The organism is Rhizobium sp. SYY.PMSO (assembly GCF_046840415.1).
Classification (GTDB): Bacteria; Pseudomonadota; Alphaproteobacteria; order Rhizobiales; family Rhizobiaceae; genus Rhizobium.
In genome coordinates, this window is record NZ_CP177350.1 from 499,132 (window position 1) to 513,296 (window position 14,165).

Below are 14,165 nucleotides of genomic sequence, written 5' to 3' on the forward strand. Positions count from 1 at the left end.
CCCTCGATCCATCGAGGAGCGTGAGCGCTTCGTTTCTGGTTTGTGGTGATGCTAGCGGTCAGACTCGCCGATGAGGCGGTCGGCCTGTTGAGCGACGTGTTGAAGAACCCTGAGGGCCGTCTCCAGCGCTGTCGGATCGATGCCTTCGAGAAGCTGATGACGCATGGCTTTGGTGATGCCGTCGAGTTCCTTTATAAGGTCCCTGGACGCCGCCGTCAGTTCTATCCGTTTGGCCCGTCGGTCGCCGTCCATCGCTTCGCGAACGATCAGCCCCTGCTTTTCGAGCCCGTCCAGAAGCCTGACGACCGAAGGATGCTCGATCTCGAGATGGTCAGCGAGGTCTCGCTGGCTGACATTTTCCTCCCGCGCCAGATATTGCAACGCCCTGGCGCGAGCGAGCGTCAGCCCATGCGTCTTAACGCGCGCATCGAATACGTTTCTCATTTTCCGTGCCGCAACCGAAAGCGCGGCCGTAAACGAGGCCTCGGATTTTTCTTTCGCTGTTGTCATTTATATAGCCACACAATATATGTGTAGCTATACATATCATGTCCAAGCCGGAATGCAATCCCCCTCCGCCCGCGGGAAAGCGAGACGGCCGGTACAATGGAAAGATTCTCGGCCAATCGGGCCGTCAAGCATATGAGGTGACCGATGCCTGATCCGCATCATAGCGACGCCGCTGGCAAGGGACGCCAGCCATGACCGATGCCATTATCGTGAATGTCGGCTCTCTGCTGGCACGGCGGGCGCTGGCCGGCGGCAATGAACTCGATCTTCTGGCTGTATTTTGCGAATCCTGCCGGCAAAATGGAATCTTGCTGGGCCGAGCGGTGGCCTTCATGGGAACGTTGCATCCGATCTACGAGGAGCGGGCATTTCGCTGGGACTGGAAGGAGCCGGTCGAGTCGATATCGGAATACGAAGCGGACCAGCTGCTGTCTGCAGACAGCTGGAGGCGCTCCGCTTTATTCCACCTGGCTCAAACCGGCGACACGGAGGTTCGAAGACGGATCGGCTTCGGGGACCGGCTGGATTTCAGCGGACTCGAAGCTTTGGCCGCGTCAGGTCATACGGATTTCATCGCCTTCGCATGCAGATTCGGCAAAGACGTTGTCGTCGGCGATATGAACTGTTTCTATTCATATTTCACCACCGTCGCGCCAAATGGCTTTTCCGAGGCGGAGCTGGCGGATTTACGCATTCTTGTTCCGCAGTTGGCACTTGCGAGCAGGGCTGCCGCTTTGACCGGCATTACCCGGACGGTCGCATCCGTTTATTTGGGAGAGGATGCGGCGCGCGAGGTTCTGAACGGAGAAATCGTTCGTGGCCACGCGTCCCGCATCGATGCAGTTGTCTGGTATTCCGATCTGGAAGGTTTCACGCGCTTATCGGATATCAGCGATCCCGATGAGATCATCCCGCTTCTTAATGATTACAGCGACGCGGTTATTTCTTCCGTCCATGAAGCAGACGGGAATGTGCTCAAGCTGATAGGCGACGGCACCCTTGCGATATTCAGGGCAGGGACCGTAGGCGATGCCTGCAGGTCAGCCCTGAAGGCATATTATCGCCTTCGCAGCAAGATTCCCGTTTTGAACGCGCGGCGTCAAATCGAAGGCAGGCCGGTGACGGACGTTTATCTCGGACTTCATCTGGGCGAAGTGTTCTACGGCAATATAGGAAGCCGCGATCGTCTCGACTTCACAGTCGTCGGAAGGACCGTGAACGAGGCTGCCCGGATTGCCGGCCTGTGCCATGAGCATTCCGCCAACATGCTCATGTCTTCGAAATTTGTGACCGCGCTGGGCCGGGACTCGACGATCGAGACTGCCTCCATCGGACGCCATGTCTTGCGTGGCGTAACCAAGCCGATGGAGCTGTTCGCACTCGCCTCCTGACATGATGTTCACCTGCGTCAAGGCAACGCTTTCTTCGTCGTCAAGCTTAAGCTCTATGCTCGAAGTGCATCGGCTGCTTATGCGGAACGCAAGCGGGAGGCCGGCTCCGTTTGATCCGTCCCGCATCTGCAAGCCGAATTCTGCCGCTATCATTCCGTCGTCCTGTCTGGCCAAATCGCGGACGGCGTCGCCGGGTATTTCCTCGCTCACGCCAAGCCGATACCGTCCTCCAGAATCTTGCCGACAAATGCCGTATTAAACTCGTCGCTCCTGAAGTCCGGAAATTGCCTGCCTTTTTCCGCGCGAAGACTTGCCTCGGCTCGGAGCATCCGCGTGCGATGATAGAGAACAGGCCCAGGTGCTGACCATCATCCCGGAGGGGGATGGTGCGGACGGGCGCGTTGGGACAGTCTGGTTGCCGTAGCCCAAGAGTTGATCCCCTGCGAGAACTCCTGATGAACGGTTCTGTGGTCCTTTTATATCTGACCGGAGCAGTTGCGCTTCTGTTTTGGGTATTCGAAGCATCGAAACCAGTTCCAGTCACCTCGGCAAAACCCGCCTCAAGGCCGCGGCTCAGGCCTGACGGGTTGTCCCGAGAAATCGGGATCTCGTATTCGATAGCTTTCTATCCTTTCCTGAGCTTCGGCCACCGCCTTCCAGGCGATTGCGAAGGTCCGGGATCAGCACCGCCATCTCAATGGACCACCTTTCGAGACGGCCGGACATCCCGGTAGTCAGGATGAACGCGCGCTCCTTGTCGCTCGCTCTCAATACAGTCCCTTCAGCTTCCCTTCAGGCTTGCCTAAGCCAGAGTTCATGAACGATTGCTAAATCGAAGCGCGAATTTTTCGACTGGCGTGTCTATAGCGCGAATCTTGTGCCGCTGATTGGCTCGAGAACATCGAGGGACGCCGAGAGATCCTCTGCGAAAGAAACCGGTATGTCAAAACTGCTGTCGATGATGGGATTGTCATTCAAAAAGACTGTCTGGGCATTCTTTGCCGTGATGTTTGCTCTGGCCGGCATCGCTGCCGCGAATCCGGCCCAGGCGCAGAACTCCCCCGAAAAGCGAATAGCATTCGTCGTCGGCAATGCCGCCTACAAGGCGGGTGCCTTGCCCACGCCGGCCAACGATGCCGGCTTGATCGCGCAGACGTTGCAGGCCGCCGGATTCGATGTGATCGGTGCGCGCGATCTCGACCAGAACGGCTTGCGCGATGCGATGCGCGACTTTCTGACGAAGGCGAACGCATCGGGGCCGAACACGGTCGTCTTCGTCTATCTGGCGGGCTACGGGGTGCAATATCAGGGCGATAACTACTTTGTTCCCATCGATGCGCAAATCGCCAATGCGACCGATGTGCCGGTCGAGGCCCTGCGGATGACCGATTTCACCAAATCGCTTGCCGCCATCAACAATCGCGGCAGCATCGTCGTGCTCGACGCGGCAAGGGTCAATCCCTTCGTGCGGTCGAGCCAGCCGCTGGCCGGTGGCTTGGCGCTCGTCGATCCCGACGCCAATCAGCTGATCGCCTTCAACGCCGCGCCGGGCACCGTCGCGCCGCAAGAGGGCGGCCCCTACGGTTCCTATGCACATGCATTGGCGGAAATGATCCGCGTCGGCGGTCTGCCGCTCGGCGAGGTCTTCGATCGGACGCGCCTGCGAGTCGGCGAACTGACCAAGGGTGCCGAAATCTCCTGGGATGCCTCGAAATTCAAGAACGCCTTCACTTTCTTCGATCGCGGCCCGGATGCGCCGGCCGCCCAGGTGGCCAGCTATGACAATGCGGCCCTCCGGACAAAGGCGATCCGCGATTTCGACGAGCGGGATGCCTATTTCGCCGCGCTCGATCGCGATACGCTACAGGGCTACGAGGATTTCCTCGCCGCCTATCCGAACGATTCCATGGCGCGGCGCGTGCGCGCCATCATCGCCGCCCGCCGCGAGGCGATCACATGGCGCGAGACCTGGCGTGCCGATACGCCGGAGGCCTATTGGTCGTATCTGAGGCGTTATCCGCGTGGTCCCCACGTCTGGGATGCGCGCCGGCGCCTGGAGCATTTTGAGGCGGCGCTCGAGCCACCGCCGTCCTTCACCGTGATCGAGTACGACGTGCCGCCGCCGCCGCCGCCAGAAGTCGTGTACGTCGACCGCCCCGTCCTTTATTTCGACGATGCCGATTTCGGCTATGCGCCGCCGCCGCCGGTTGTTTTCCTGGCGCCGCCGCCAGCGGATTTCGTAACGCTCGCGCCGCCGCAGCCGTCGGTCGATCTCTACGTGCTGCCGGCGCCGGTCTACGTGCCTGTTGCCCGATGGGTCGAGCCGCCGCGCGACGTTGCGCCGCCCGAAAACAACATCATCTTCAACAATATCCACAACACGGTGGTGAACAACACCGTCATCAATAATACGTCGGTGAACAACGCTGCCGGTGCCGCCTCCGGCTTGACGAGCGGACAGAAGATGGCGGGCGCGGCTGTCGTTGCCGGCGCTGGCGCCGCGGCGCTGCACGTTGCCTTGCCGCCTTCGATTCAGAAGAAGGCCGCAGTCCTGCAGAAGCAAAATCCTGCGGCAGCGAGCAAGACGACAACTGGAGCTTCCGTGGCTGCGCCCTCGGGACAACCGCAAACGGGAAGTGCCGCCGCGCATGCGCTGCCCGGCGCCAACGGCCAGCCCCAGCCGGCGGGCGGCAAGTTGCCGACCAATCCCGGAGCGGCGCAGGGGAGGCAGGCTCAATCGCCTCAGGCCGTACCTGGCGCGGTACATAGTCCCGCAGTTGCGGCGCAACCCGCGCAACAAGGCGGCAATGCCAATGCGCATGCGCTTCCAGGTGCCAACGGTCAGCCGTTGCCGGCGGGCGGAAAGCTTCCGAACAATCCGGGTGCGGCCCAGGCAAGGCAGACTGTGCCTGCCCAGCAGGGTGCCAACGCCAATGCGCACGCGCTTCCCGGTTCGAAGACGCCGCCTGCTCAGGCACAAGCAAAGCCGAATGTCGCCGCGACTGCGCCGAAGGCCGCCGCTCGCGCGCAGGCGATGAAGCCCGCGACACCGGCTATTGCCGCCAAGACGCCGGTGACGCCGAAGGTAAGCAATAACAGCCGGCCGAGGGTCAACAATCAGCCTCGTGTCGCCGCACAGCCGCCCCGGCAAGCCAATCCGGCTGCGGCGCAGCCAAGGCCGATGCCGCATGTCGCCGTTCAGGCAAAGGCGCCGGCCAGGCCTCAGCCGAAGATCGTGCAGCCGCACGCAAAGGCACCGCCAGCCGCGCGGAAGCCTCCGGAAAGGAAAAAATGCGGCGCTCCCGGCCTGCCCGCATGTCATTGAGCTTGGGCAGCCTGCTCGAGAGTATCTGTTAGTAGCAGTGCGGCGTGCCGCAAGGCGCGAGTGAAAAAGTCGCCCAGCTCCGACCACTGTGGATTGGGTGATGCCGATGAGCCTCGGCATCACCCGCCACGAACGTCAAACCCTTTGGCTCGCCACTGCCGGGTGTAAGCGAAGCCCCTCTTTGGGGATGCCGCGCCGGGATCGTTGCAGAAATACCACTTTCAATTCGATATTCCTGTTTTGCTCGTTAACCCGCGATTGGATCGGCGCGGCAGCAATTGTCATTGCCAGGAATGATGAGTAAATTCATCATGTTTTATCGTCAGCGACCAAGGCAAGCGAACGGTTCACGCCAGCATGTCGTGGTTGTAGCATGAATGGAAAGTAGTTTACCGGCTTTATCGGCATTGCGCCCGCATTGCTGCGCCAGCGGACGGATGCAAGTCCCGTCGAACTTCGGAATCAGAGAGTTAGTGCGCGTTGGTTTGGGATCTGCATAACCTCTTTCGTCAGCACGCAAAGGACATTATCCGTTCGCTGCGGCGCCGGGGGGTGGCGCCAGAAGACGCCGCGGATCTCACGCAGGATGCGTTTTTGCGCGTGCTGGCGGCGCCTCCCGGGGAGGCCGGGCCCGATCACAATCCAAGGGCGTATCTATACAGAGTGAGCCATAATCTTGCGACGAACCACTCGCGTCGAAATCGACTGATCCCCATGGTGGAGCTCAGCGAGGAAATTGCCGCACAGGTCGCCGACCCGTTTCCAGACCCTGAAGCCGTCGTCTATTCACGCCAATGCCTGGCTCAGACGGCTGCCGCGCTGGCCACGCTTCCAGATCGAACGCGCAAGGCATTTGAACTGCACCGGTTATCGGGCCTCACCATCGTTCAGGTCGCAGAGCAACTCGATCTGTCGACAACGCGAACATGGGCGCTGATCCGCGATGCCTATCGCCATCTTCTGCAGCATGTCGGCGATATCTGAATTCTTGCGCTTGCTTGAGAAAAATCGTGCGCCTCGATTGTAGAATAGGTTAGGGACAGGCAGATGCGAATGATGACGAGAGGGTCGGAAGGATATTGATGGGCGCCGATGGGGCAGAGCACGACCGGCTTGTCGATGAGGCGATCGATCTCGTTATCCGCCTTCAGAACGATCCCGAGAATCCGATCACTGTCGAGATGGTACGGCAATGGTGTTCTCGCAGCCGGGAGCATGAGCGCGTCTGGCAGCACATCACCAAGATTCATGGCGCATCGGGCAAGATCCTGACGGAGCAGCGCAAGAGCGAACGGCGAGAGAAGTTGGGCCTTACCCGGCGCAATCTGATGATCGCCGGTACGCTCGGTATCGGCGCGGCCGCTTCCGGCTCCTTGCTCTATCCGCGAGTGATGCGCGATTTTCGTGCGGACTACATAACCGGAACAGGCGAAATCCGTTCTGTTTCACTGCCGGACGGAAGCGTCGCCACGCTAGGACCTGACAGTGCCATCGCACTTCAATACGGGGAGGATGCCCGGCAGATCGACCTCCTGGACGGAATGTCTTTCTTCGACGTCACGAAGGATCCGGAAAAACCTTTCAGAGTGATGGCTGGCGGGGTGGTCGCGACGGCTCTTGGCACCGCCTTCGATGTATCCAGCGATGCCGACATTGTCATGGTCGGCGTCGATCATGGCCTGGTCGAGGTGCGCGCCTCGACTTCGATATTGGCCGGGGGCGAAAAGCTCGGCGAGAATGACTGGGTCTCATTCGACGCCTCGTCCGGAGATGTCGACCGCGGCAAGCATGAGCCGGGGCAGGTGGGCGCCTGGCGCGAGCGGCTTGTCATCGCCGAACGGGAGACGGTCTCGGCGCTGGTCGCACGGATCGGGCGCTGGATCCCGGGCAAGGTTGTCCTTGCCGACCCTTATATCGGTTCGATGCGCGTTAGCGGCATATTCGATCTTTCCGATCCCCAGCGGGCCCTTGAGGCGGTCGTGCATCCGGCCGGCGGCCGGGTGCACAGAATGGCCTCGTTCCTGACGGTCATTTCGCCGCTTTAAAAAACTTGAGAAAAAGAGGAAAATTTCAGCGCTCCGTTTGTAATAGCTTTGGGGTTTGCCTTGCGACGCGATGCAAGCCCTTCGGCACAATCGAATTGGAGCAGCAGGGCATGGGGACCGCGTATCGAAAGACAGCATTCATGAACAAGGCCGTCAGGGCATCCGTGACGGCCTTGATGATGACCACCGTGATTGGCGCCAGCCTGTTCACAGCGAATGAAAAGTCCCTTGCCCAGGCCTCGGCGCAGATCAAATTTGCGGTTCCGGCCGGCCCTATGAGCCAGGCGCTCGCTGCATTTGGACGCCAGGCCGGCCTGCAGGTTTCCTATCTGGCTTCGATTGCAGCGGGGAAAACCACGAAGGGTTTTTCGGGCAGCGCCAGCGCGCAGCAGGCTCTCGCGCAGATATTGAACGGATCGGGCCTTCGATATTCTTTCACGAATTCCACTACGGTTGCGATTGCGCCGGCGTCTTCGTCGATCGATAGGGCATCGGCTGACGGAGCGACGGAACTCTCCCCGATCGTTGTGCAGGGAGAGCAATCTCCCACCGGACCGGGCGACGGCTTCGTTGCCGAGAACACGCGCGCCGGATCAAAGACCAGCACCCCCCTTATCGAAACGCCTCAAACCGTCAGTGTGACGACCCGCGCCCAGATCGACGCGCAGCAGGCCACGAACCTGACGCAGGCGGCCCGCTATATGCCGGGCATCTATTTCGGTGACAACACCGACACCCGTGACGAATATTTCAAGGCGCGGGGGTTTACGCTCGACCAATATCAGGATGGTCTCAAACTGCAGACCCAAGGAGCCTGGATCGAGAACAAGATCGACCCATTCTTTCTTGATCGGATCGATGTTCTGGAAGGCCCGTCGTCCGGCCTTTATGGCCAGGTCTCGCCGGGAGGGCTGGTCAATCTCGTGAGCAAGCGGCCGACGGACACGCCCTTTGGCCATGTTCAACTCCAGACGGGCTCCTTCGATCGCGCGCAGGCTGCGTTCGACTTCGGCGGCCCGGTGACAAGCGACGGCACGCTTCTGTACCGTCTGACTGGTCTTGGCCGGACGACGGGGGCTCAGGTCGACGATATGAAGGAGCAGCGCCTTGCCATCGCGCCGGCTCTGACATTCAAGCCCGACGAAGATACGTCTTTGACGATACTTGGCAGCTACCTCAACGATCCGAAAGGTGGCTTTTGGAGCTCGCTGCCATATTCGGGCACGTTGTATTCCAATCCGGCCCTGCCGGGCGGCAAGCTTCGGCGCGACTTCAATACCGGCCAGCCGTCGTTTGAAGAGTTCAAGCGTCAGCGTGAATCGATCGGGTACGAATTCGAGCATCGTTTCGACGACGTCTTCACCCTGAGGCAGAACTTCCGCTTTTCACATGTCGATTCCGTCTACAACGCCCTGCAGGCCTACGACTTCGTCAAAGGAACGGCGATCCTGCAGCGCGATACCTACATGTATCAAGGCCGGGCCAACAGCGTCGGCATCGACACGCAGATGGAGGCGGATTTCGATACCGGTCCGCTGGAGCATAAGGCCTTGCTCGGCATCGACTACCAGTATCTCAAGCGGAACGATTTCTCACGCTACGGCGTTGGCCCGAACATCGATGTCCTCGATCCGAGCTACGACCTGGCGATAGGCTTGCCGAAGATAAACCTCAATCGCCAGCAGGCCTTCAATCAGTTTGGCGTCTACGCGCAGGACCAAATCAAATTCGATCGGTTCCTGCTGACGTTGACGGGCCGGCAGGACCACGCCTGGAGCGATACACTCAACAAACTGACCTCCGCCCAGACCGAACAGAGCGACAAGGCTTTCACCGGTCGCGTCGGTTTGACCTATCTCTTCGACAATGGTTTGGCGCCTTACATCAGTTATTCGACCTCGTTTACACCTTCCACGGGCTTGTCGTTTGACGGATCTTACCTCGATCCGACGACAGGCCAGCAGTTCGAAGGCGGCATCAAATTCAAGCCCGAGGGTTTGAACGCGCTGTTCACGGCGTCTGTCTTCGATCTGACCCAGCAGAACGTGCCGACGACAGATCCTCTTCACACCGGCTTTCAGGTCCAGACCGGCGAGATTCGCTCTCGGGGAATCGAGCTCTCGGGCGTTGCAAGCCTGAGCGATGCGTGGAGCATGCAGGCATCCTATGCCTACCTCGATCCGAAGGTGACAAAGGACAACAGCGGCCTGGTTGGCAACGAACCGGCGAATGTGCCGCGCAATGTCGCCAAGCTATGGGTGGATTACACCGTCCAGTCCGGGCCGCTTGCCGGTCTCGGTATCGGCGGTGGGGCCCGCTATATCGGCGAATCCTTCGCCAACACCACCAATACCGCAAAAATACCGGACTATGTTCTGTTCGATGCGGCGGTCCGCTACGATTTCGGCAACCTTGACCAGAAATACAAAGGTCTGACCGCGTCCGTTAACGCGTCCAATCTGTTCGACAAGGTCTACGTGTCGGATTGCTCCAATATCAATTGCCGTTGGGGCCAAGGACGCACCGTATATGCGACGCTCGACTATCGCTGGTAGGGGTGTCCATGTTGATCTCCGATCAACTCGAACGGGATGGGCCTTCGGCCCGTCCCGGAACACCGAGAAGAGCATTCCTATCCGGCATCGCGGCCGTCGCGACCAGTGCCGCATTCCGCGCCGTGGCGGCCGAGGAGCCGGGTCGGACCGAGGCCAGCCCGGAGCGGATCGTTGTTCTTGACTGGGGGCTGGCCGCGACCGTCATCGCCCTTGGCGTCGCCCCGGTGGGTGTGCCGGCGATCGCCTACTATACCCGCAACGTCGTCACGCCACCCATGCCGGAAAACGTGGTCGATGTCGGTCTGTTGTTCACGCCGAATTATGAGCTGCTGTACGAGCTGCGTGCCGATCGTATTCTCATCCCTCCGGAACTCGAAGTCGCGAGAACGCAGCTCGAGCGGATCTGCGCTGTTTCGTCCTTTTCGCTCCGTGACCGCAATGGCACGTCGCTTGAAGCCGCGGCGTCAGCGACGGCCACAGTCGCCGCCGATTTGGGGCGCCGCGACAAGGGGCAGGCCCTGATCGCGACGGCATTGGAATCGCTTTCGCAGGCGCAAGAACGGCTGACGAAATATGCCGGGCGCCTTTTCCTTCTGACGAGTTTCGTCGACGACAGGCACGTTGCGATTTTCGCACGCGGCAGTCTCTATGACGACGTGCTGCGGCGTCTTGGATTGGTCAATGCCTGGCAGGCGTCTGCCGGGTTTGGAGGCCGGATAATCGTCGGTATCGAAAGATTGGCCGACTTTCCCGACAGCCACGTCATCGTGATCTCGGCGAGCGGAAGGGGTCTTCCCAAGAGTGCCGAAGGCCTGCGCTTCTGGCGGGCGCTGCCCTTTGTCGCCACGCACAGGATCATCGAGATTGCCCCCGTTTACGAGCAGGGCGGCCTGCCATCGATCATTCGTTTCGCGACACTGGTCTCGACTGCGATCGCGAAGGAGGGTGTCGATGAGTAACCGGGTCGCGATATCCAAAAATCCAAGGCCGGCAATGCGAGCCTTGTCTGTCGTCCTGCCGCTGGCGATCGCTGCCGCTGTGCTAAGTCTCTATAACCTCTCGCATCTGCTGCCCCCGGAAGAATGGTCGTCCGCACTGTTCAGCCCAAGCGAAGCGGATATCGGCCAGCTGGTCGCGCACGAAACCTTCTTTCCGCGCGTCGTATTGAGCCTGATGGCAGGAGCCGGTCTGGCTGTCGTCGGCGCACTTCTGCAGCATGTTCTGCGCAATCCGCTTGCAGACGCCGCCACGCTCGGCATCACCGGGGGAGCCTATGTGGCCGTGGTCGCAACGACATTCTGGCTGCCGGCGACCACCCTCCTTTCGACAGAAACCGCAGCGCTCGCCGGAGGGGGCGGGGCTGCTCTTCTCGTAATCGCCCTTGCATGGCGGCGAAGGCTGGAGCCGCTCTCCGTCATTCTTGCCGGCCTTGTCATCGGGCTCTATGCCTCGACCCTGGCAAGCACGATGATCCTCTTTCATGGCGGTGTGCGCACCGTCTTCATCTGGGGAGCGGGCTCTCTCAACATCCAGGGTTGGTCTCGCGTCGCCTCCATCACGCCTTGGCTTGCCGTCGCCGCCGTCCTTCTGGCACTCCTTCGAAGGCCACTCGTGCTACTCTCGCTGAATGACGAGGGTGTGAAGAGCCTGGGATTGCCGCTGCCGTTCGTGCGGGTCCTTATCCTCGCCATTGCCATCGTCATTGCCTCTGAAATCGTCAGCGTGGTGGGACCGATCAGCTTCGTTGGCCTCATAGCTCCAGCGCTCGCGCGTCTTTCCGATGCCCGGACGGTTGGACGGCAATTGCTGCTGTCCGCAATGACAGGTGCTGCGCTGTTATGGGCGGTCGATCAGTTGGTACAGTCGATTTCGACGGCGCGAGAGATTCCGACGGGTGCGGCCGTAGCGCTGATCGGCTCTCCGATCCTGCTTGTGCTGCTGCCGAAAATGCGGCTGGCGGCCTGGACGACGGAGGCGCGATCCGCACGTTCGCTGGAACGAAGGCAGAGGTTCGGCATATTCTTCATTGCGATTGTCTGCCTGATCCTGGTCGTCTCGTGGCTTTCACTTTCGCTTGGTATCGGCCTTGAGGGATGGCACTGGAGCGGCGGGCGGGAATTGGTCGATCTCTCCTACTGGCGCGCCCCCCGGCTGGTCGCCGCATTTTGCGGTGGCGCCTCGATCGCTCTTTCCGGCACTGTTATGCAGCGCGTGACGGGCAATGCGATGGCGAGCCCGGAAATCCTCGGCGTCAGTACGGGGGCGGCGCTCGGGGTCATCGTCATGCTGCTTTGCGGTTTCGGTCTCGACCGTGTGACGCAGACGGGCGGCGCCTTCCTTGGCGCGTTTCTGACGATGGCCACCCTTCTGCTCCTGTCGCGCCGATCGAGCTTTTCGCCCGATCGCATGATCTACGTGGGGATTGCGCTCACCACGCTTTTCAGCGGTCTGGTATCGGTTCTGATGGGGACCGGCGATCCGCGCATGGCCATATTGTTCCGATGGCTCTCGGGCTCTACCTGGCTGGCGCAGCCGATGGACGCGGTTCTCGCCGCAGGCATCCTCGTGATTTCGATGCTGGTATTACCGTTCATGCTGCGCTGGCTCGATATATTGCCGCTTGGCGCCGCAGCGGCACGACAGCTCGGGATCGATCTCGGGAAAAGTCGTTTCTGCCTGCTGCTCGTGATTGCGTTGCTCGCCGGAGCCTCGACCCTGATCGTCGGCCCCATGAGCTTCATCGGCGTGATGGCCCCGCATGCCGCGCGCATGCTCGGGCAGGTGCGAACAGGGGCCCAATTGACGGCCTCGGCCCTGATCGGGGGAGCGGTGATGATAATCGCCGACTGGCTGGGGAGGCTCGTCTTGTTTCCGGACCAGATGCCCGCAGGCCTTCTGGCAGCGCTGATCGGTGGTCCGTATTTTCTTTGGCTGATGCAGCGGCGGCCGACTTGAAAATTTCGCCGAGGTTCCGCATCTCGCCGCATTTTCGCATGGAAGGCTAGCCGTTCACCAGCCTGCCCGGCGGTCCGCCGATGAAGCGGTCTCTTTCGCGCCAGAGCGCCGGCAGCGAAAGCAGCATGACCGAGGCCAGAGCGATCAGGGTTTTGGTAATCTGCGAGAATTCCGGCGTGCGCTGGTCTATGTAGAAGACCGTGTAAACAATCGCCACATGCCAGATATAGACATGGAGCGAGTGCCGTCCCAGCAGCCGCAGGAAGCTGAGGGAGAACAACCACGTCAATCCGCCGGCAAGGCGGCGGACATGGGCGTTGTGGTGGCGCGGACCGGCCGCCAGTAGCCAGACGAGACCGATCGCGACGGCGGGAAAGTTGATGAGATAGACCGGGCCGAAATCGGCGCGGATTTCCATCGTGGCGAATTTATCGAGCAGATATTGCGGCAGCAGATCGTGGGCCGAGGCGATCCTCAGCGGCAGGAAGAACAGGCACACCATCAGGCAGATCTTCGGAATGAGCGTCTTCTCCGGGCTGAATATCCCCGACCAGTCGATCTGCTTGTTCGCAGTCAGCACGCCGACGACGAGGCCGGAGAAGAAAACGATCTGCCAGCCGAACAGGTTGAAGCTGACGCGAACGCCCTGCTCGTCGCTGCCCATGATTATGTCGTTGATGAACACTGTCGCCAACCGCTGCAGGCCAAGCTGTGCGGCCACCCAGAGGAGGAGCGAGACGACGGCCACATAGGCCCACTTGCCGTTCAGGCAAAGCAGGATGATCGGCGGCGCGAAGATCATGTAGACCACATATTGCGGCAGGATATCCATGAACGTCGGCTGGAAAAGCAGCGTGCCGATCGCCGCCAGCCGCAACGGATCGTCGAACGTCGTGTAGCCCAGCCAGTCGTGCCAGATCCGGTAGGCATCCGGAAGCACCATCTGAGCCACCAGCACCGCCATGACGATTCCCATGGCATAGCGGTAGATCTCGAAGGCGCGGTCCCAGATCTTTTGGCGCATCTGTTCATAGCCGGTCTTCGCCATCTTACGGCTGTAGACCATGCCGACCAGAAGGCCCGACAGGAAGACGAAGCCCTGTGCATCCTCGACGAAGGCAAGCTGGTCGTGGTTGACGAGCAGCATCCAATAGCCGCCGACGAAAACGAGATGATTGATCAGCATGAAGACGAGGAAATAGCCGCGCAGACCATCGATGATTTCGTATCTCTTCATGTTCCAAGACCCATTGTCGATACGGAACCGCTCATTCATGGCCGGCCCTCACGGTCAGAATTAGGAAGCCTTGGTGAACGTCAACTGAACGAAAGCCGTTTTGACTGGAATCGTGATGATCTCGCGCATTTATGATCGGCGCAGCTT

Annotated in this window: 9 protein-coding genes; 7 read left to right on the forward strand and 2 right to left on the reverse strand. The window is 60.4% G+C overall.

The features are described from left to right. Positions 1-51: 51 nt before the first annotated feature. A complete protein-coding gene (locus ACJJVH_RS20735) occupies positions 52-510 on the reverse strand; it encodes a MarR family transcriptional regulator (RefSeq protein ID WP_112799169.1) in 459 nt (152 codons plus the stop codon). Between the two features lie 191 nt (positions 511-701). Between ACJJVH_RS20735 and ACJJVH_RS20740 the strand changes: the two genes are divergently transcribed. From ACJJVH_RS20740 to fhuB, 7 genes are all read left to right on the forward strand, one after another. Then, positions 702-1,901: an adenylate/guanylate cyclase domain-containing protein gene (locus ACJJVH_RS20740; RefSeq protein WP_412066002.1), complete on the forward strand. Its 1,200-nt coding sequence runs from the start codon at positions 702-704 to the stop codon at positions 1,899-1,901. Positions 1,902-2,841: 940 nt separating this feature from the next. Next, positions 2,842-5,226, forward strand: coding sequence for a caspase family protein (locus tag ACJJVH_RS20745; protein WP_412066003.1), 2,385 nt, complete (start codon positions 2,842-2,844; stop codon positions 5,224-5,226). Positions 5,227-5,706: 480 nt separating this feature from the next. Continuing rightward, a complete protein-coding gene (locus tag ACJJVH_RS20750; RefSeq protein WP_113393201.1) occupies positions 5,707-6,210 on the forward strand; it encodes an RNA polymerase sigma factor in 504 nt (167 codons plus the stop codon). Between the two features lie 98 nt (positions 6,211-6,308). After that, positions 6,309-7,271: a FecR family protein gene (locus ACJJVH_RS20755; protein ID WP_412066004.1), complete on the forward strand. Its 963-nt coding sequence runs from the start codon at positions 6,309-6,311 to the stop codon at positions 7,269-7,271. Between the two features lie 140 nt (positions 7,272-7,411). After that, entirely contained in the window at positions 7,412-9,826 is a 2,415-nt protein-coding gene (locus tag ACJJVH_RS20760; RefSeq protein WP_162749242.1) for a TonB-dependent siderophore receptor, read from the forward strand. 8 nt (positions 9,827-9,834) lie between these two features. Beyond that, a complete protein-coding gene (locus tag ACJJVH_RS20765) occupies positions 9,835-10,785 on the forward strand; it encodes an ABC transporter substrate-binding protein (RefSeq protein ID WP_412066005.1) in 951 nt (316 codons plus the stop codon). Positions 10,786-10,819: 34 nt separating this feature from the next. Then, the gene (gene fhuB, locus ACJJVH_RS20770; RefSeq protein ID WP_412066006.1) at positions 10,820-12,781 is read left to right on the forward strand and encodes a Fe(3+)-hydroxamate ABC transporter permease FhuB; all 1,962 of its coding nucleotides are present in this window, start codon (positions 10,820-10,822) and stop codon (positions 12,779-12,781) included. Between the two features lie 46 nt (positions 12,782-12,827). Here the strand turns inward: fhuB and ACJJVH_RS20775 are convergent, their stop codons facing one another. Then, entirely contained in the window at positions 12,828-14,018 is a 1,191-nt protein-coding gene (locus ACJJVH_RS20775) for an OpgC domain-containing protein (protein ID WP_112800205.1), read from the reverse strand. Between the last annotated feature and the right edge of the window lie 147 nt (positions 14,019-14,165).